Annotated in this window: 19 protein-coding genes; 9 read left to right on the top strand and 10 right to left on the bottom strand. The window is 35.3% G+C overall.

Translation table 11 applies throughout. The features are described 5' to 3' along the window. Positions 1–2 precede the first annotated feature (2 nt). Positions 3–1,370, bottom strand: coding sequence for a histidine-type phosphatase (locus J3U16_RS05435; protein ID WP_267342607.1), 1,368 nt, complete (start codon positions 1,368–1,370; stop codon positions 3–5). 185 nt (positions 1,371–1,555) lie between these two features. On the opposite strand from J3U16_RS05435, the gene dauA reads away from it, so the two are divergent. Beyond that, complete coding sequence (gene dauA, locus J3U16_RS05430) at positions 1,556–3,229, top strand: C4-dicarboxylic acid transporter DauA (RefSeq protein WP_267342606.1); 1,674 nt, start codon at positions 1,556–1,558, stop codon at positions 3,227–3,229. A 176-nt stretch (positions 3,230–3,405) separates the two neighbouring features. Continuing rightward, positions 3,406–3,957 carry an HdeD family acid-resistance protein gene (locus J3U16_RS05425; RefSeq protein ID WP_065561805.1) on the top strand — a complete coding sequence of 184 codons (552 nt, stop codon included), beginning with the start codon at positions 3,406–3,408 and terminating at the stop codon, positions 3,955–3,957. Between the two features lie 81 nt (positions 3,958–4,038). Here J3U16_RS05425 and rsgA read toward each other — a convergent pair whose 3' ends face one another. Then, positions 4,039–5,064, bottom strand: a complete 1,026-nt coding sequence (rsgA, locus tag J3U16_RS05420) for a small ribosomal subunit biogenesis GTPase RsgA (protein WP_267332375.1) — start codon at positions 5,062–5,064, stop codon at positions 4,039–4,041. An 81-nt stretch (positions 5,065–5,145) separates the two neighbouring features. Here rsgA and orn point away from each other — a divergent pair, with 81 nt between their 5' ends. The 5 genes from orn to J3U16_RS05395 all read left to right on the top strand — a co-directional run bounded on the left by orn (position 5,146) and on the right by J3U16_RS05395 (position 10,979). Beyond that, complete coding sequence (gene orn / locus J3U16_RS05415; protein ID WP_416380113.1) at positions 5,146–5,700, top strand: oligoribonuclease; 555 nt, start codon at positions 5,146–5,148, stop codon at positions 5,698–5,700. A gap of 2 nt (positions 5,701–5,702) precedes the next feature. Continuing rightward, a complete protein-coding gene (gene waaA, locus J3U16_RS05410; RefSeq protein WP_267342604.1) occupies positions 5,703–6,980 on the top strand; it encodes a lipid IV(A) 3-deoxy-D-manno-octulosonic acid transferase in 1,278 nt (425 codons plus the stop codon). Next, positions 6,977–7,951: a ferrochelatase gene (gene hemH / locus J3U16_RS05405; protein ID WP_267342603.1), complete on the top strand. Its 975-nt coding sequence runs from the start codon at positions 6,977–6,979 to the stop codon at positions 7,949–7,951. Before waaA ends, hemH begins: the two co-directional genes overlap by 4 nt. 158 nt (positions 7,952–8,109) lie before the next feature. After that, positions 8,110–9,435, top strand: a complete 1,326-nt coding sequence (locus J3U16_RS05400) for a CoA-disulfide reductase (RefSeq protein WP_267342601.1) — start codon at positions 8,110–8,112, stop codon at positions 9,433–9,435. A gap of 122 nt (positions 9,436–9,557) precedes the next feature. Continuing rightward, complete coding sequence (locus J3U16_RS05395; protein WP_267342599.1) at positions 9,558–10,979, top strand: cation:dicarboxylate symporter family transporter; 1,422 nt, start codon at positions 9,558–9,560, stop codon at positions 10,977–10,979. 80 nt (positions 10,980–11,059) lie between these two features. On the opposite strand, the gene galU is transcribed toward J3U16_RS05395, so the two are convergent. The 6 genes from galU to J3U16_RS05365 all read right to left on the bottom strand — a co-directional run bounded on the left by galU (position 11,060) and on the right by J3U16_RS05365 (position 15,072). Then, positions 11,060–11,974, bottom strand: coding sequence for a UTP--glucose-1-phosphate uridylyltransferase GalU (galU, locus tag J3U16_RS05390; protein WP_065561799.1), 915 nt, complete (start codon positions 11,972–11,974; stop codon positions 11,060–11,062). After that, positions 11,965–12,498 (bottom strand): DUF2569 domain-containing protein, encoded by a 534-nt coding sequence (locus J3U16_RS05385; RefSeq protein ID WP_267342598.1) that lies wholly within the window; start codon positions 12,496–12,498, stop codon positions 11,965–11,967. Before J3U16_RS05385 ends, galU begins: the two co-directional genes overlap by 10 nt. 10 nt (positions 12,499–12,508) lie before the next feature. Beyond that, entirely contained in the window at positions 12,509–12,958 is a 450-nt protein-coding gene (locus tag J3U16_RS05380; RefSeq protein ID WP_267339171.1) for a hypothetical protein, read from the bottom strand. Positions 12,959–13,053: 95 nt separating this feature from the next. After that, positions 13,054–13,164 (bottom strand): entericidin A/B family lipoprotein, encoded by a 111-nt coding sequence (locus J3U16_RS05375; RefSeq protein WP_370632592.1) that lies wholly within the window; start codon positions 13,162–13,164, stop codon positions 13,054–13,056. Positions 13,165–13,227: 63 nt separating this feature from the next. Beyond that, positions 13,228–14,424: an aromatic amino acid transaminase gene (locus tag J3U16_RS05370; RefSeq protein ID WP_267342596.1), complete on the bottom strand. Its 1,197-nt coding sequence runs from the start codon at positions 14,422–14,424 to the stop codon at positions 13,228–13,230. 264 nt (positions 14,425–14,688) lie between these two features. Continuing rightward, complete coding sequence (locus tag J3U16_RS05365; RefSeq protein WP_267342595.1) at positions 14,689–15,072, bottom strand: RidA family protein; 384 nt, start codon at positions 15,070–15,072, stop codon at positions 14,689–14,691. Positions 15,073–15,218: 146 nt separating this feature from the next. On the opposite strand from J3U16_RS05365, the gene ffh reads away from it, so the two are divergent. After that, positions 15,219–16,586, top strand: coding sequence for a signal recognition particle protein (ffh, locus tag J3U16_RS05360; protein WP_267342593.1), 1,368 nt, complete (start codon positions 15,219–15,221; stop codon positions 16,584–16,586). Between the two features lie 68 nt (positions 16,587–16,654). Here ffh and J3U16_RS05355 read toward each other — a convergent pair whose 3' ends face one another. Beyond that, complete coding sequence (locus J3U16_RS05355) at positions 16,655–17,527, bottom strand: EamA family transporter (RefSeq protein ID WP_267331007.1); 873 nt, start codon at positions 17,525–17,527, stop codon at positions 16,655–16,657. 109 nt (positions 17,528–17,636) lie between these two features. Beyond that, positions 17,637–18,620 (bottom strand): octaprenyl diphosphate synthase, encoded by a 984-nt coding sequence (gene ispB / locus J3U16_RS05350; RefSeq protein ID WP_267331006.1) that lies wholly within the window; start codon positions 18,618–18,620, stop codon positions 17,637–17,639. A gap of 154 nt (positions 18,621–18,774) precedes the next feature. On the opposite strand from ispB, the gene J3U16_RS05345 reads away from it, so the two are divergent. After that, positions 18,775–19,590, top strand: coding sequence for a TonB family protein (locus tag J3U16_RS05345; RefSeq protein ID WP_267331005.1), 816 nt, complete (start codon positions 18,775–18,777; stop codon positions 19,588–19,590). The last annotated feature ends 72 nt before the right edge of the window (positions 19,591–19,662 follow it).

The following is a 19,662-nucleotide window of genomic DNA, read 5'->3' as shown; positions in this document are numbered from 1 at the left end:
AATTATTTTACTTTATTTAGCCATTCTAAAGATGCGTTATTATCAGTAAAACCTAGTTTACTCAGCTTATTTTTATAAAACTGTTTTACCTCGTCCCAACGGTAGTACGGATAATTATCGGTTTTCAATGGTAAATGCACTTCTCTTTCATTTAACATCACTTTGATTAAAATGGGTTGATGGGGTTGATTGCTTTGGTAAAAAATCCATTGAATATTAGCGCCCATAGGAATAATTTTTTCTGCTTGCCAAACGAATGGATAATCCGCGACTGAGTTAACAGCAGTATAAGTGCCTTCAAGTTCAAGCAATGTTGCTAATGGCGAAATAGTTTCAGCATGAGCAAACCGTAAATTAACATCAATATTTTTATCAGTTATTGCCTTATCAGCTGTTTTTAACATATCCAACAATAATGGCGCAGCAATTTTAATCTGGATACCATTCGCATCAAACGCTGGACCAATTTGTAAAAAATTTTTAGAAGTGACTACCGTGTCAAACCATGATAACTGATTTTTAGTGAAATAAAGGCTAAAATCAAGATGGTTATCAGCTAAAATTTCAGGAGAAAATGATAATAACTCCTGGTAAAGTTGATAAACTGCAATGACAAAATCTGCTGTTTTAATTGAAGATTTTTCAGGTAAAGAAATCCCATTATTCAACTCATTACAAAAGCCTTGAGTAAATATCAAACTTGCAACATTTTGACTCATCTCTACTGTTTTAGTCGAATTTTCTAGCGATTTTAAGGCATTTTTAACACTTTTACTCTTTTTATATTCTTTATAAGTCGGAGAATATTCAAAAAAACGTAATAGAGTTTGTTGATCTTCTGGTTGTTGATAAATATTGATATCAGAATAGTTATTTTTAAATGTTTTAATAAAAATTTCTGCTGTTTCTTTAGCTCTTGGTGAGGTTGATGATATCACTTCGATTTTTTGTCCTTTAAAAACCGTTGGGTTATTGGCTAACATGCGTTGACTAATTAAACTAATATCTTTTCGACCAAGATCAGTAAGCTGACCATAATGATTTTTATTCAATGCTTTAATACGAATAATTTGCCTTAATAATGATTTTCCCATTTCGGTTAATTGATTATTTTTATCAGCTAAAATTAATACGTTATAAGCAATATCTTCATATTTAGGTTTACTAATATAACGTGAACCATGCCGACCAATATGATCAATATAAAATGCTTGATATCCATCTGGTGCAGGAGTCTGTTGTTTATCATACTGATACGCGGTCTTTGAACTTGATGTTATCATTTCTGCAAAACTTAATGGTGAAAACATCAGTAAACTGATGACTAAGATTAAAAATTGGATAAAAAAAGATTGTTTTATAAAAGACATAATGACTCCTACCTAATAATATAAGAGCAAAATAACAAGAGCGTGCTTTTAAAGCATTTTATACCATTAATCACATAATTTAACTGAAAATCATACAATTATTTTTAGAATACTCTTTCAATTTTTTAAAAAAAGATTATCTTATTAGCTACTTTTTATAACTCATTTAACTGCTTTAAAACATAATGAAATTATATGGCCTTTCTGGTATTAAAATAAGCTGTGCGTTTATATCTGCATGCATAAATACTCCTTACAACACAACTCGTTTTCTTAAAGATTTAATTGCCGGAATAACGGTTGGCATTATTGCTATCCCGCTTGCTATGGCTTTAGCTATTGCAAGTGGTGTTGCCCCTCAACATGGCCTCTATACCGCAATTATAGCAGGCTTCGTGATAGCTCTCACTGGAGGATCACGTTTTAGTGTTTCCGGCCCAACTGCGGCGTTTGTGGTCATTCTATATCCTGTTTCCATACAATTTGGCTTATCAGGTCTATTAATTGCCACTCTACTTTCAGGCATTTTTTTAATATTGATGGGTGTAATTCGTTTAGGTCGATTAATCGAATACATTCCTCTACCAGTGGTGCTAGGTTTTACTTCTGGTATTGCAATAACCATCGCCACCATGCAGATAAAAGATTTTTTTGGCTTAACGCTAGAACACATGCCAGAAAATTATGTTAATAAAGTTATTGAACTAGTTAAAGCTATTCCAACCATTAATATCGCAGATACCTTTGTTGGCTTAGTTACACTGATTGTTTTAATCATATGGCCAAAATTTCGAGTAAAAATATCTGGCCATTTACCGGCTTTAATTGCAGGCATACTAACCATGTTAGTATTCAATCAATTTGGCTATCAAATCGAAACAATCGGTTCACGATTCACTTATACATTAGCCGATAACACTGTTGGTCATGGTATTCCGCCTGTTTTACCAGAATTTATCTTACCATGGGAACATGCAAGTTTCACATGGGATTGGTCAACAATAACCGCTTTAATTCCAATCTCATTAACGATGGCTATGTTATGTGCGATCGAATCACTACTATGCGCAGTTGTATTAGATGAAATGACCCATACCAAACATCATTCAAATAGCGAACTGATTGGCCAAGGTTTAGGAAATATCATTGCGCCATTTTTTGGTGGCATTTCAGCAACAGCGGCTATTGCGCGTTCAGCGGCAAATGTCAAAGCGGGCGCAACATCGCCAATTGCCGCCGTATTGCATTCATTAATCGTATTATTGGCACTTATCTGTTTTGCCCCACTTTTATCATTTATTCCATTATCAGCTATGGCAGCATTATTATTAATTGTTGCATGGAATATGAGTGCCATTCAACGCGTTATCTACATTATTAAATGTGCACCTAAAGACGATATCATGATCATGCTTATTTGCATGTCCCTTACCGTATTATTCGACATGGTAATCGCTATTACGCTTGGAATTGTATTAGCCTCAATCTTGTTTATGCGTCGTATTGCTAGTATGACTCGTTTAGTCGAATTGAACCAAAGCAATGAAAAGACGTTAGTGCTAAGAATTAATGGTCCATTATTCTTTGCGGCTGCTGAACGGACTTTTTTAGAGTTATACCAAAAAATCAATGGTTATCAACATATTGTTTTACAATGGGATGCGGTACCTATCCTAGATGCAGGAGGCTTAAATGCACTTATCCATTTTATTGATGAATTACCTGAGTCAGTTGATCTATCTATTTGCGAATTGCAATTCCAACCATTAAAAACCTTAGCTCGGGCGAGAATTGTACCTGTATCAAATAAATTAATGTTTTATTCAACTTTAGATGAAGCACTGAAAGATAAAATTTAATATCAAAATTGATTTTATTATATTGATTAAATATTATACTTAGTGAAAGTAAATCGTCCGAGTTTTCACTAAGTATTTTTTATCAGCTATGTACACTTCCCTTTTTCATATGAGTCAAGATTAACTCAGAAAGATGGTGTTCATTTAATACATTACATTAACAACAGGAAATAAATATGATAGCTAATGAAAACACTATTCAAAGTTTTAAACAAAAATCAAATTGGTTTATTATTATTGGTATAGTTTTAATTATTCTCGGTTGCTTGGCATTAGGGTATCAATTCATAGCCACCGTTTTTTCTGTTTATTTTATCGGTTCACTCCTTTTTATCGCAGGGATTATCCAAGTAATCCACTCTTTTAACATCAAAGGATTTGGCCAAACTGCTTTATGGGCAATCATGGGGATTTTATATATCTTCATTGGCGCTATGTCGTTTTTCCAACCGATCGCGGTCTCAAGCGCATTAACATTATTAATTTCTTTATTATTGACGATTAGTGGATTTACTCAAATTTTTGCTGCAATGAGCAACCGCAACATACCTCGTTGGGGATGGGTCGTCTTTTCTGGGGTGATTAACATCATTTTAGGACTTATGTTAATGGCAGGCTGGCCATATGATAGCGTTTGGGTATTAGGAATGTTTTTAGGTATAGATTTAGTTTTCCAAGGCTTTGCTTATATTGCAATTGGTTTTGCACTGAAAAATCATAGATCTTAAATTTCATTTTATTGCTCACAACATGGCTTGTGAGCAATAAGCCTCAACAGTTCAAAAATAAAACTTTCTAACCAAAAGCAATTATTTATAACTTTTATTGGTTTTCGCTTTGACTTCGCGCATTGACTGTAATATTCGATGATAATTATCTAACCTTGATGGTGCAATCGCGCCTTGTGCAACAGCTTTCTGGAGTAAACATCCCGGTGTATCTAAGTGATTACAATCACGAAATTGGCAACCTCCTAAATAATCATCAAATTCAACAAAACCAGCAATAACTTGCTCTGGCTCTAAATGCCATAAACCAAACTCACGAATTCCTGGTGAATCAATAATATCCCCACCATTTGGTAAATGATAAAGCCGAGTTGAAGTTGTGGTATGTTGGCCAAGCCCAGATATTTCAGATACTTCACCAGTTAGCGTAGCTTGGTTGTGAGGCAATAGTAAATTGATGATACTGGATTTACCGACACCTGATTGACCAACTAAAATAGAAATTTTACCATCTAAAACCTTCTGTAAAGGTTCAATACCTTGTTGTGACTGACATGAAACAAATAAAACCTGATAACCAATTTTAGTGTAAATAAGAAACTGTTGCTCAATTTCTTGTTTTTTTTGCTCATCAAGTAAATCAATTTTATTCAATACGATAATAGGTTTAATTTTCGTCGCCTCACAAGCGACTAAATACCGATCGATGATATTAAACGATAATTCAGGTAAAACGGCTGAAATAATAACAATTTGATCGACATTTGCTGCAACAGGCTTAACTCCATCATAAAAATCAGGCCGTACTAACTCGGAATGACGAGGATGAACTGCTTCAATAATACCATTAGTATTCGGTTCCAAACTCTCACGCCACAATACTTTATCCCCCGTCACTAATGACGGTAAAGTACGGCGAATACTACATCGATAAATAATCCCAGCATTATCTTCAACATCCGCTGATTTGCCAAACCTACTTACCACCACCCCATCACGAGGCGCAGAGAAATTTGATAGATTTTCATCCATCTTAGTTTCTAAACGTTGTTGATGCTTAGCGGCCATACGCCTTTTTTGATTTTTTGAAAGTTGATTTTTTGCCACGGTTGCTAATTTTTTTGGTCAAACAGTTTAGTACTTATGCTACACTACTCAGCATTAAAAAGAAAATTTATACCACAAATTATGACTACTCTATCAAATAATCTGATATGGATTGATCTGGAGATGACAGGCCTCAATCCAAATAGCGATCGCATTATCGAAATCGCAACTATTGTAACTGATTCTAATTTAAATATTCTCGCTGAAGGTCCAGTCATTGCCATTCATCAAACAGATGAACAACTTGCGCTTATGGATGATTGGAATCAAAAAACGCATGGCAAGTCAGGATTAATCGATCGTGTTCGTCAAAGTACGGTTTCAGAACAACAAGCTGAACAACAAACTCTTGCGTTTTTAAAACAATGGGTTCCCGAAAACTGTTCACCAATCTGTGGTAATACGATTGGTCAAGACCGACGTTTTCTGTTTAATTATATGCCAAATCTAGAAAAATATTTTCATTACCGTTATTTAGATGTCAGTACGATTAAAGAATTAGCCAGACGCTGGAAACCTGAAATATTAAAAGGTATCAGTAAACAGAGTTCTCACCAAGCGTTAGATGATATTCGCGACTCAATCGCCGAATTACTTTATTACCGACAACACTTTTTCAATCTAACTAATGAGTAATCATGAATATTTTATATACGATTTTACTTTATTTAATCCAACCGCTTGTCTGGTTTAGACTGCTTTGGCGCAGTCGCAAAGCACCAGATTATCGTAAGCGTTGGTTAGAACGCTATGGATTTTGTAAAAATAAAGTCAAATCAGGTGGAATTTTAGTTCACGCGGTATCTGTCGGCGAAACACTCGCAGCAATTCCATTGATAAAAACACTTCAAAAACAATATCCGCAGTTACCAATTACCGTTACAACAATGACACCTACTGGCTCTAAACAAGTTAAGACGCTACTAAAAGATAGCGTTAGCCATGTCTATTTACCTTATGATTTACCCTGTTCAATACATCGTTTTCTAAAAGCAGTTAAACCTAAATTAGTCATAATCATGGAAACCGAACTTTGGCCAAACTTAATTAGCCAATGCCATAACAAAAAAATCCCATTAATTATTGCTAATGCGCGATTATCTGAACGTTCAGCCAATAGGTATCACAAATTAGGAAAAGCGATTAGTAAACTATTAACTAAAATCAGCACTGTCGCCGCTCAAAACGAACAAGATGGAGAGCGATTTTTATCGTTAGGTTTGCCAAAAGAGCATTTAACCGTAACCGGTAGTATTAAATTTGATATTGAACTAACTGATAAACAAAGTCTTGCGCAATTAAAACAGCAATGGCAATTAAATCGACCAGTTCTTATAGCAGCGAGCACGCATTCAGGTGAAGATGAAATCATTTTATCAGCATTTCAACGACTACTAAAAAATCACTCTAACTTATTACTTATCTTAGTTCCGCGTCATCCAGAACGTTTTAAAACTGTCGAAGCACTAATTTCCGATAATAAGTTGAATTATATCAAACGAAGTACGAAGCAAATCCCTACAGATCAGACACAAGTTATTTTGGGCGACACCATGGGAGAACTATTAGAACTTTATGGTTTAGCTAATATCGCTTTTGTTGGCGGTAGCTTAATTGAACATGGTGGTCACAATCCATTAGAACCGGCACTACACCATATTCCAATTATTAGCGGTAAATACTTTTTTAACTTTAAAGTCATTTGTGAACAGTTAATTGAAGCTAATGGTATGTTGATATGTGACAGCACAGCTGATTCACTCTATTCAACGGTAAACAGCTTATTGAATGACGACAATCGTTGTCAGCAAATCGGCGAAAACGCATACCAAGTATTAAAAAGAAACCAAGGCGCACTAAATCGCCTACTTAAGGTTATCCATCACTATCTTGAACCATATAAGGATAACCTATGAATAACAAACAGGGAGTATTGATTGTTAATTTAGGTACACCAAGTGCTGCAACGCCAGAGGCAATTCGCTCTTACCTAACAGAGTTTTTACTCGATCGTCATGTTGTCGATCTTCCAGCTTTTATTTGGTATCCAATACTAAAATACCTAGTATTGCCTAAACGCGTCCCCTACATCATCAACCATTATCAAAAAATATGGATAAATGATCAATCACCGTTAATCCATTACAGTAAACGCTTGATGAATCAATTACAACAAGCATTACCTGATATACAATGCGAATTAGCCATGACCTATGGTGAACCGAGCTTACAATCCGCACTAAATAATTTAAAATCATGTCAAAAAGTAACACTATTACCGTTATTCCCACAATACTCTACAACTACAACACAGGCAGTATTCGATAAAGTTAAGCAACTTATTTGTGATAGTGCATTCAAGATTAACTATATTCGTGATTATGCAGATGACGAAAGTTATATCGATGCACTTTATTCACAAGTGCAACAAGCTTTTTCAACGCAAGGACAACCTGATGTATTGCTTCTTTCCTATCATGGCATACCTCAACGCTATATTGATAAACGGCAAGATGACTATGTGCAAAGATGCCAGTTAACAACCCAGTTATTGATAAAAAAATGCCAAGATAATGGTATCGACTTACCAATCAAAATGGCTTATCAATCAAAATTCGGTAAAGGAAAATGGGTTGAACCAAACACCAGCGATATATTAGAAAACTTAGCTAAAACTGGGACTGACCATGTCCATGTTATCTGCCCTGGTTTTTCGGCGGATTGCATTGAAACACTTTATGAAATTGATGAGCAAAACCGAGAAATATTTTTAAATGCGGGTGGTAAACAGTTTTATTATATTCCAGCCTTAAACGATACGCCATTACAGGTGGAATTAATCAAAAATATACTTCAAAAACCCCGCTCCTCAACTTTTTTTGATTAATTAAAACTTATTTTAACGATAACTCACTATCCCATATATTATCTACTGACCATAAAATTGATTACGATTAAAGCTAAATAACCAACTAATTTAACCTAAATGATAACCTGTGTTAGGATGATAGTTAAAAATTATCTGCGCTCAAAGGAGAATTATCGATGAAAATAATCATCATTGGCGCTCAAGCAGCTGGAGCAAGTGCTGCTGCAAAAGCCAAAAGAAGGGACCCCAATGCGACAATCTGTATCTATGAAAAATCAGATATAGTTTCATTTGGAGCTTGTGGATTACCTTATTTTATTGGCAATCATTTTGGCGATGAAAATGAAATGATATCCAGAACGCCAGAACAATTTGCTAAAGATGGCATTGAAATCAAAACATTACATGAAGTTATTGCTATTGATCCTCAATTAAAAAAAATCACCATCAAAGACATCAAAAACAATAATTGTTTTGAAGACGATTATGATAAGTTACTCATTGCCGTTGGGGCAACACCGATAATTCCACCTTTAAAAAATCTACAATTGGAAAATATTTTCACTTTACGTGATATGTATGATGGTCTGGCAATAAAAAAAGCTTTAAACCAAAATAGTAATGTCGTGGTCATTGGTGCCGGCTATATCGGGCTAGAAATCACTGAATCGTTAGTAAAATTGAATAAAAATGTAAAATTAATTCAATTAGATGATAGAGTATTGACCGATGCCTTCGATCCAGAACTTACTGAGATAATTGAAGAAAATCTAAAACAACATTGTGATTTACATCTACAAGAGCAAGTACAAGGCTTTGAAGGTGAACAAAAAGTTACTCATGTTATCACCGATAAAGCTAAATATCCCGCCGACATTGTCATTATTGCCACAGGAGTAAAGCCTAATAGCGAAGTTTATAAACATCTCAATATTGAAACTCTTAGTAATGGTGCAATTGTCGTTGATAATTATGGACAAACTAACATAGCTGATATTTATGCTGCAGGCGACTGTGTCGCGCTTCATCATCGCGTTAGCCAATCAATGACTTATATTCCATTAGCGACCGGAGCGAACAAATTAGGTAAAATTGTTGGTGACAATTTAGCAGGCGGTAACAATCAATTCCCAGGAACCCTTGGGACATCAGCATTAAGAGTATTTGATATTGAAGCCGGTCGAACAGGATTAACCGAACAACAAGCTATTAAAGCTGGTATCCCATACAAAACAGTAGTAGTTAAAGATAAAAATCATAGTAACTATGTTGAAGGGCAAACTAGCGTCACGGCTAAACTTATTTATCACGCCGAAACTCGTATTTTATTAGGTGGACAGATTGCTGGGGGCAGTGGTGCTGTATTAAGAACGAATAGTTTAGCCACCGCTATTTGGGCTAATATGAAAATTGATGAATTAGCCATGATGGACTTTTTATATGCACCACCTTTTTCAAGACCATGGGATATTTTAAATATCGCTGGGGGCATTGCTAAATAGTATTGAAATATTTCAAATATTTGCAAAATTATTAAAATTCAAAATATGTGGTTTGGTTTTAATCCAAACCATAAAAGATTATTAAAAATTAATTCAATTTTATCCAAAAGCTGGGGGTAAACATGTCAGATGCCATTTTTCAGGGCACTTTTTTCGAAAAGTTCTTATCCATCACCCATTATCAAACTTTAATCGGGATTGGTTTATTACTGCTTTGCTTTTTTGCCGTCATGCGACCGATGCAAACCAAAAAAGTTAATTTTTCTATTAGAATGTTAGTCGGATTGGTGCTTGGTGCTGTTATTGGTTTAGGTATTCAAGCTGCAGCCGGTTTTCCAGAAAGTTCAACTGTTTGGATGCAAGAAACAGCAACATGGTATGGTTTGTTTGGTCGTGCCTTTATTGCCTTCATACGCATGTTAGTGATTCCATTAATTTTTGTCTCAATTGTAAAAGTGATTATTGATTTTTCTGGTAAAGACAATTTGCCGAAAATAGCATTCAGAGGAATTTTTTGGTTACTATTCACTACAGCCATCGCTTGTATTGTCGGTATTATTTTAGCAAATTTATTATCATTAGGTGAGTTGAGTTCAGCATCAGCCAAAACGGCTACCGCCAAACAATATACCAATATTATTGACACTTTCGTGAATCTTATTCCAAGTAATATCATCGGCTCTATGATAAAAGAGAATATTGTAGGCTTAGTTATCTTTTCAGCATTGATGGGACTTGCCGCAAACCGAATGGAAAAAAAGAATCCACAACCTATTGCTCTTTTTAAAACCTTTATTGAAGCACTTTATAAAATTATCATGTCAATTGCCATGACGGTTATTAAATATATGCCTTATGCGGTGATTGCTTTACTTGCTCGTACAATTATTTCAAACGGTATCCCAGCAATTATTGATGTATCAAGCTTTGTATTAGCGATTTACCTTGCAACCATAATAATGCTTGTTGTGCATATTGTGATTGTCATGCTTCATGGAATTTCACCTATCGTATTTATCAAAAAAGCACTTGGCACATGGTTACTTGCTTTCACTAGCCGCTCATCTGTTGGTACATTACCGATGACGATCTCAACATTGACCGTCAGAATGGGCGTCAATACAGGTACAGCGAATCTAGTTGGCTCACTCGGAAGTACAATGGGAATGAATGGCTGCGCTGGCTTTTTCCCAGCCTTACTTGCGGTTATGGTTGCTCATATGGTGGGTATTAATACTGATATTCAATTCTATATAATGCTAGTCATTGTGGTAGTTATCGGATCAATTGGTATCGCTGGTATTCCAGGCACTGCAACAGTTGCAGCAACTGTCGTACTTTCAGGCATGGGTATGGCTGAATACTTCCCATTAATTGGTATGGTGTTAGCCGTCGATCCAATCATTGATATGGCTAGAACGTTAGCTAATGTTTCTGGATCAATGACCGCTGCAATAGCAACCGATCATGAAGTCGGATTAATGAATATGGATATTTATAATGATCCTAATGTGACTTTGGATAATGAACAGTCTGAAGTTTAACAATAAAGATAATTTTCAGTTTAATTTAATTAACAAAAAGACGCCAATTGGCGTCTTTTTATATCAGCGGAAAAACAAAATTAAATGGTTTTTAACCATGCTTTAACATCATCACCCAAACTTTTGTGACGCATTGCGTATTGTACAAAAGTTTGTACATAACCCAATTTATTTCCACAGTCGTGGCTTCGGCCTTTAATACAGTATGCATCCACTCGATCTTCATCAAGTAACATCGCAATTGCATCAGTCAATTGAATTTCACCTCCAGCACCTAAAGGCGTTTTAGCTAAAAGTGGCCAAATTTTTTCAGATAAAACGTAACGCCCAACAACTGATTGGTTAGATGGAGCTTCTTCTATTGACGGTTTTTCAACTACACTATACATTTGCGCTATATTACCAGCTGATAACTCTTCACCACGGCAGTCAACAATACCATAAGATGAAACAAGATCTTTTGGTACAGGTTCGACCATGATTTGGCTATGTTTAGTGTTATGATAATTATTAATCATCGCCGCTAAATTATCTTGAGCAAGATCACTATCATACTCATCAATAATCACATCCGGTAATACTACAGCAAAAGGCTCATCACCAACTAAAGGATAAGCACAAAGTACAGCATGACCAAGTCCTTTTGCTAATCCTTGGCGAACACTAGTAATCGTCACGTTTTTTGGCAGAATCCCTTGTACTTCTTGCAAAAGTTGACGTTTAACTCGGGCCTCAAGCATAGCTTCAAGCTCAAAACTGGTGTCAAAGTGATTTTCTATAGAATTTTTAGACGAGTGCGTTACAAAAATAATTTCAGTTATCCCTGCCGCAATACACTCTTTGACAACATACTGAATAAGTGGTTTATCAACCACAGGTAACATCTCTTTAGGAATCGCTTTGGTTGCAGGTAACATTCTTGTGCCAAGACCAGCAACAGGAATAACTGCTTTTTTAACTTTTCCTTTAACAGATGATTCAAAATTTAATGGCATTTTAATTCCTTAAAATAATAAAATGATAAATTAATTATATTGTTATGACTTTTACATTGTCCTTCAACAAAGGTATTTACAACTCGCTCTGATCTTAATATATAAGCAGCCCAAATACCGCTCCAAATGAGTTGTTTTACTGTTTTAGCTATCTCTCTTGATTCGATCGGAAGTTTAGTATAATGATAACAAAGATATTGGTCCAAAAGAAGAAATGAACATGAAGTGACTAGATAACCTAGCATATAATAAGGAAATTTATAGTTTTTAGTAAAAAAAAGATAGAGCAAATAAATAGCAAAAAGAATTAAAATTGCGTTTAGACCTATTTCTACAAATAAAATCCAACTAATATTAGGAATATATTGGTCAGAAACTTGATTAATAAAATCACTCCCATGGAACTTCAAAGTCATTACAATAAAGCCAATAGTGAATAGATTTAGTACAAGCGTAAATACGATGAATATTGCAACAACTATAAGCCAGCCACCTAATCCTTTAAGTTTTGGATTATCCGTCATATAAAGATCCTTAATTAATAATAGATAAATCATTAAATTTAATTAATGACGAATTATCACTGTCTTTAGCTAAAGAATCAATGGAAATATAAACAATTTGACACGTTTCTAACACAGCTTCTTTAACAACAAACTTTGCTTTACGATCGCGTTCTTCTTTCTGTTTGGCGCTAATGTAAAGATCATCATAACCATCATCATACATTGATGCTCTTTCAAATATATTAGTACTACGCCAAAAAGTCTCTTTTGGATAATCTCGCTCAAAAGTTTGACCTGTTAATTTGCCTTTTAAGCCAGCATAACTCATGGGTAAGTGTCGACTAGCTCGACTTTGTGAAAGATAAATATGGGGATATTGTGTAAGATTGGATTCAAGTTGGTTTAACTTAAATTCAACACCAGAACGATTTTGATACTGGCAATTATCCATGATTAAAGGTGCAGTTCGAAAGTTCAACGAACCACACCCTACAAGTAAAAATGCTAAAATAAATAGTCGATACATATGGTTTTGTTTGCTTTTAAGAAGCTATAAGCAAACCCATTTATTATTTACAATTTTTCACTAACATCTTCGGCAGTATTGGTAATAGCTTTACCGCCTGATTGCACGTCTTTACCTACACCTTTAACCGTGTTACAACCTACTACAAGTGTTGTCATCGCGATACTTACCAATAAAATAAATACTTTACGTAACATGTGATTCTCCTCTAGTTAGTCACATTATGATTTGATTGTGGCAAATGCTTCTGCTACACGATGTATATTATGGTGATTTAAACCCGCCACACACATTCTTCCGCTGCCCACCAAATAAACAGCGAAATCATCTTTTAGTTGTGCGACTTGCTCTTTAGAAAAACCGGTATAACTAAACATACCTCTTTGTTTAAGTAGGTAGTCAAAATTCTGTTTAGGTGCTGCTGTTTTTAATAAATCGACTAATGTTGAGCGCATGCTAACAATACGATTACGCATTGATTCGACTTCTTTAAACCATAAAGCTTTAAGTTCAGCATTATTTAATACGTATGATACAAGTTGTGCACCGTAAGCGGCAGGACTAGAATAATTTCGACGAACCGTTGCTTGTAATTGACCAAACACTCGATTAGCCACTTGGTTATTATCACATAAAACGGATAAACCGCCCACTCGCTCACCATAAAGTGAAAAAGTTTTAGAAAACGAATTGCTGATAAACCCACACAATCCTCGCTCAGCCACTTTTTTTATTGCATAACTATCACTTTCGATACTTTCGCCAAAACCTTGGTAAGCGATATCCATAAATGGAATGAGATCTCGGTTTTGTAGAACATCAATCACTTTGTCCCATTGTTGGTTTGTTAATTCTGCACCAGTTGGGTTATGGCAGCAAGGATGCAATAACACAATACTTTTAGCTGGTAAGGTATTAAGTGTTTCAAGCATCGCATCAAAATTCACGCCACAAGTCTGAGGATCAAAATAAGGGTATTTATTTACCTTAAATCCTGCGCCATTAAAAATGGCAATATGATTCTCCCAAGTTGGATCACTAACCCAAACTTGAGAATCAGGAAAATAACGATATAAAAAGTCAGCACCGACTTTCAGCGCACCTGATCCCCCTAATGTTTGAACAGTGGCTATCCGCTTTGTTTGAAAAGCAGGATTATCTTCACCAAAAAGCAATGATTGGATTGCCTGACAATAACTCGGTAAGCCACTCATCGGCAAATAAAGTTGTGCGCCTTGTTGATGATGATAAATATAGTCACGAGCCGTTTTAATACACGATAATTGAGGAACCACACTTTTTTCATCATAATAATAACCAATACTCAAATTGGTCTTGTTTTCGCGCTTATCATTATTGAATTCAGCAACTAATGATAGTATTGGATCCCCTGCGTACGACTCTACTTTTTCAAACATTTTCCCAACCTAATTAAATCAGTAAATATCAATAGATAATTGTAGATTATTGCACCAACTTAATTGGCAATCAATCACTAAATAATAGTTTAAATATAAATAATTTTAGGATAATAAAATAGACCGTTTAAAAGACTGATTTGGATATAAAACGTTAGAATAGATGGTCAAAAAAGGGATTTTAAATAAAAAAACCTCAAAAACCCCGTTCCTCAACTTTTTTTACTTCATTAGCACCTTTCGGTGCTAACAATTATAAGTCGATTATTTAACCGCAATAACTTCTATTTCAACTTTCGCATCTTTAGGAATGCGAGCAACTTGCACACAAGAACGAGCAGGGAATGTTGCCTGATTCTCTGTAAAAAATGCCTCATAGACACTATTCACATCCGCAAAATCATTCATATCCGCTAAAAAAATCGTCGTTTTAACGATATTTTTAACTTGATATCCTGCCTCAGTAACAATTGCTTTTACATTCGCTAAACTTTGTTTAGCTTGCTCTTTGACACAACTTGGCATCTCACCTATAGCTGGATTAATTGGAATTTGACCTGAAGCAAATAACATGTTGCCCAAATCAACACCTTGAACATAAGGGCCAATAGCTGCTGGTGCTTTGTTGGTATTAACAACTTTTACCATATATGATTTCTCCTTTCATCTTGTTATGCATCTCATTTCAACAGGAACCAAATTTGGTGTCAAGTCATGGTAAATTTATGATCATGGGACTTCTGCCAATTTTCTGATATGATAGTTGAAAATTTTTTCATTTGTTGAGAGTTAGCATGTTTGAGAATTTAACTGACCGTTTATCACAGACATTTCGCAATATTAGTGGGCGTGGACGCTTATCTGAAGATAATATCAAAGATACCCTACGTGATGTCCGTATGGCATTACTTGAGGCTGATGTTGCCCTACCTGTGGTACGAGAATTTATTAACCAAGTTAAACAAAAAGCTGTTGGTTTAGATGTTAATAAAAGCCTAACACCAGGCCAAGAATTCATCAAAATCGTTCAAGCAGAACTTACTACAGCTATGGGTGAAGTTAATAGTTCACTTAACTTAGCCACCCAGCCTCCAGCCGTCATTCTCATGGCAGGTTTGCAAGGTGCGGGTAAAACTACCAGCGTTGCAAAACTAGCAAAATTTTTAAAAGAAAAACAGAAAAAGAAAGTGTTAGTTGTCTCTGCCGACGTTTATCGCCCTGCGGCAATAAAACAGTTAGAAACACTAGCTAAAGCAATTGATGTGGAGTTCTTCCCGTCAGATATCAATCAAAAACCTATTGATATTGTTAACAAAGCAATTTCACATGCTAAATTACAATTTTTTGATGTCCTTATTGTCGATACCGCTGGTCGATTACATGTCGATAGCGAGATGATGGATGAAATCAAAGCACTGCATGATGCAATCAATCCAATTGAAACGTTATTTGTGGTCGATGCCATGACCGGGCAAGATGCTGCTAATACGGCAAAAGCATTTAATGATGCATTACCTTTGACCGGGGTTATTTTAACTAAGGTGGATGGTGATGCTCGTGGCGGTGCAGCGTTATCGATTCGTCATATTACCGGTAAACCAATCAAATTCTTAGGGATGGGTGAAAAGACGGATGCATTAGAACCTTTTTATCCTGACCGTATCGCTTCACGTATTTTAGGGATGGGTGATGTACTCTCTTTAATTGAAGAGTTACAGAGTAATGTTGATCGTGAAAAGGCAGAGAAAATCGCCAAAAAACTCAAAAAAGGTGATAAGTTTGATTTTAATGACTTCCAAGATCAACTTCGACAAATGCGTAATATGGGTGGAATGGGCGCTATGCTGGCTAAACTACCTGGCGTTGGTCAACTTCCTGATCATATCAAAGCACAAATGGATGATAAAATCACCATCAAGATGGAAGCCATAATTGGTTCGATGACATTAAAAGAACGAGCTAATCCCGAAATCATCAAAGGCTCACGCAAACGCCGTATTGCTAATGGTTCAGGTACCCAAGTGCAAGATGTTAACAAGCTGCTTAAGCAGTTTGAAGATATGCAAAAAATGATGAAAAAGATGAAAGGTGGTGGCATGATGAAGATGATGCGCCAAATGAAAGGTCTAATGGGTGGAGGCATGGGCTTCCCACCTAGATAACATTTTACTTCGCTTTTCTTTCAATAAAATACTATCGTGCAAAGTTACACGATAGTATTTCAATAAACTCAATTTTCTCGATTTAGCGCTTTAATTTTAGTTGGACGCTGCATAGTTAATACAGTACCAATCGATGAAACTATAATAAATAAAATAGCAATCCATTGATAATGAGTTAACTGTTCGTGTAAAACAATTAATCCAGAAAACGCAGCAAATACAGGTGACAAGCTCATCAAAGTACTAAAAGTTTGTGCGGGTAATCGTGGCAAAGCGATCATATCCAGGCCATATGGAATAGCAGACGCCAATAATGAAACGACAAAAACGAGAGGCAACAGATCCATCGAAAACATGGTGCTACCACTGTGCCATACACCAATAGGAAAGAGTAATATTGAGGCAATAATCGAACCTACCGCAACACTTGAGGCACCATAAATTTCACCCGCTTTTCGCCCAAAAACAATATAACCAGCCCAACAGCTTCCTGCACATAAAGCTAGTAATATACCGATAGGATCCAAATCGTTAGAAGCCTGATGAATAGGAAGCAACATCCCCAATCCAATGATCGCAATAGCTAACCAAACAAAATCAGTTAATCGGCGCCCAGAAAACATCGCAACCATAATTGGTCCAGTTAACTCTATTGCCACAGCAATTCCTATTGGGATTCGAGATATGGCATTATAAAAAGCCAAATTCATACATCCCATAGCGACACCATACAGAATAATATATTTAATGGCTGACTTAGTAATAGTTTTACGCCAAGGTTTAAAGATTATTACCAATAAAATCGCTGAGAAAAACAACCGCCATGCTGTCATCGCCTCAGGCCCTAGTACAGGAAACAAGTATTTAGCAAATGAAGCACTTGCTTGCACTGATATCATCGAAATAAAAATTAAAAAAACAGGCCAAGATCTTTTGAGCATAATGACTACCTAGATTAAAGTAATTGCATATTAAGGGAAGCAATTTGTTTATACAGCAACGTAAAATCAATTTTCGTATAAATAATATTTTTTAAATATCACATCACGTTTAGTTATCCCTTTTTACTGATAGTAAAGCCAGATCTTGTAGCGCTTTTTTATAAGGGGAATCAGGTAAGATTGAAATAACATTGAATGCTTTATTGGCCTCTTGTTGAGCCGTTTTTAAAGTAAATTCAAGAGATCCACACGACTGCATAACTTTTAAAATATGATCTAATAAATGCCTGCCATTACCTTGCTCGATAGCTTGACGGATTAACGTCGCATCTTCTGAATTAGCATGATGCATTGCATGCAATAATGGTAAGGTTGGTTTACCTTCATTGAGATCATCACCCAAATTTTTACCTAATTTTTGATTACTATCCGCACTATAATCTAATAAGTCATCAATAATTTGAAAGGCGGTTCCCAAGTATTTTCCATACTCTTGCAGTGCAAATTCTTGCTCTGGTGTTGCTCCTGCTAATACTGCTGCTGAATGCGATGTTGCTTCAAACAGTCTTGCTGTTTTGCGATAAATAACTTGTAAGTATTGCTCTTTAGTAATATCAGGATCATTACAATTTATCAGCTGTTGAACTTCACCTTCAGCAATAATATTTGTTGCTTCTGACATTATCGTCAAGACTTTGAATGATTCTGTGCGTACCATCATTTGGAAAGATCTTGTGTAAATATAATCACCAACTAAGACACTTGCCGCATTACCAAATAGCGCATTAGCAGTTGATTTACCTCGCCGTAAATCAGATTCATCAACAACATCATCATGCAATAAAGTTGCAGTGTGAATAAATTCGATAAAAGCTGCGGTAATAATATGTTTATCACCCTGATAATTAAGCGCTTTAGCTATTAACAAGGCAATAACTGGGCGAATCCGTTTTCCACCACTACTAATGATGTAATTCCCTAATTGATTAATTAGTACAACATCGGAACTAAGTTCTGCTTGTATTGCTTCATTAACTTTAACTAAATCATCTTGCACTAGATCGAGTATTTGTTTTATCGATGGATTATTCATCAGTCTAACCACTACAAATGGGAGATATTTATTTACTATTATCTGATAAATATTTTTATGCAACAAGTACTGCTAAATCATATTTAAAAAAATACTACAAATGATAAGCATTTTCATTTAGAATACACACCTTAAATGAACATTAATTACTGTTATGAAGATCAACTTTGATATAGATATCAACAACGAAAAAGAGCCGCAATCACCTGCTTCTAATAAGCAAAAGGATGCCTATATATATACATCGATCTCTGTAATATCACATTTATTTTTATTTGGATTATTGTTCAGCTCTGCTCTATTTGCAAATAATATCGTTGTTGATGAAGGTGATAATTCAATTAAAGCTGTTATGATTGACCTTACTCAGTTAGCAGCTCCGGAACAATCATTGGTTGAAGAAACACCTGAAATCAAAGGTGCTGAAAACAGTGAAATCATTGACAATAAACCAATTGAAGAACCAGTCGTAGAGCCAGAAGTCGTTGAAGAAAAGATTCCGGAACCTACACCTGAAATAGAACAAAAAAAACCAGCAACAGAGCCAGATAAACCAGTTATTGTTAAACCTAAACCAAATAAGAAAAAACCACCGACACAAAAATCATCTCGTCAACAAGTTAGACAAGATGTGACAAGTGATAATATAGCAAATACTTCAGTAGCTCCTAAAATATCTGATAATCGACAATATTCTGGTAATCCCTCTCCAATTAGTCGTAATCGACCAGAATATCCTCGAAGAGCACTAGATATGCGCTTAGAAGGTTATGTTGTTGCTATGTTTGATGTAACCAGTGAGGGCCGTGTTGAAAATATTAGGATTATTGAAGCCCAACCTAATAATATTTTTAATCGCTCGGTTATCTCAGCAATGAAAATGTGGAAATATAAGCCGATTGCCGGAAAAGATCTCAAAATAAAAATTGTTTTCAATCGTGATAGTTCAATTAGCTTAGGAAGCAATTAATCACTCATTCCTTAATCAATAACTATTATTAAATAAAAAACTGTAAAAGCACTAATTTTATAATTCAATTAG

This window comes from Gilliamella sp. B3023 (genome assembly GCF_026536845.1).
Lineage (GTDB): Bacteria > Pseudomonadota > Gammaproteobacteria > Enterobacterales > Orbaceae > Gilliamella > Gilliamella apicola_E.
Note: the sequence above shows the minus strand (reverse complement) of the source record. Positions and strands in the feature narration are given on the sequence as shown.

Coding starts and splice junctions, on each gene's coding strand:
- J3U16_RS05435 (WP_267342607.1), bottom strand. CDS start 1,370: ATGTCTTTTATAAAACAATCTTTTTTTATCCAATTTTTAATCTTAGTC.
- dauA (WP_267342606.1), top strand. CDS start 1,556: ATGAAATTATATGGCCTTTCTGGTATTAAAATAAGCTGTGCGTTTATA.
- J3U16_RS05425 (WP_065561805.1), top strand. CDS start 3,406: ATGATAGCTAATGAAAACACTATTCAAAGTTTTAAACAAAAATCAAAT.
- orn (WP_416380113.1), top strand. CDS start 5,146: ATGACTACTCTATCAAATAATCTGATATGGATTGATCTGGAGATGACA.
- waaA (WP_267342604.1), top strand. CDS start 5,703: ATGAATATTTTATATACGATTTTACTTTATTTAATCCAACCGCTTGTC.
- hemH (WP_267342603.1), top strand. CDS start 6,977: ATGAATAACAAACAGGGAGTATTGATTGTTAATTTAGGTACACCAAGT.
- J3U16_RS05400 (WP_267342601.1), top strand. CDS start 8,110: ATGAAAATAATCATCATTGGCGCTCAAGCAGCTGGAGCAAGTGCTGCT.
- J3U16_RS05395 (WP_267342599.1), top strand. CDS start 9,558: ATGTCAGATGCCATTTTTCAGGGCACTTTTTTCGAAAAGTTCTTATCC.
- galU (WP_065561799.1), bottom strand. CDS start 11,974: ATGCCATTAAATTTTGAATCATCTGTTAAAGGAAAAGTTAAAAAAGCA.
- J3U16_RS05385 (WP_267342598.1), bottom strand. CDS start 12,498: ATGACGGATAATCCAAAACTTAAAGGATTAGGTGGCTGGCTTATAGTT.
- J3U16_RS05375 (WP_370632592.1), bottom strand. CDS start 13,164: ATGACAACACTTGTAGTAGGTTGTAACACGGTTAAAGGTGTAGGTAAA.
- J3U16_RS05370 (WP_267342596.1), bottom strand. CDS start 14,424: ATGTTTGAAAAAGTAGAGTCGTACGCAGGGGATCCAATACTATCATTA.
- J3U16_RS05365 (WP_267342595.1), bottom strand. CDS start 15,072: ATGGTAAAAGTTGTTAATACCAACAAAGCACCAGCAGCTATTGGCCCT.
- ffh (WP_267342593.1), top strand. CDS start 15,219: ATGTTTGAGAATTTAACTGACCGTTTATCACAGACATTTCGCAATATT.
- J3U16_RS05355 (WP_267331007.1), bottom strand. CDS start 17,527: ATGCTCAAAAGATCTTGGCCTGTTTTTTTAATTTTTATTTCGATGATA.
- ispB (WP_267331006.1), bottom strand. CDS start 18,620: ATGAATAATCCATCGATAAAACAAATACTCGATCTAGTGCAAGATGAT.
- J3U16_RS05345 (WP_267331005.1), top strand. CDS start 18,775: ATGAAGATCAACTTTGATATAGATATCAACAACGAAAAAGAGCCGCAA.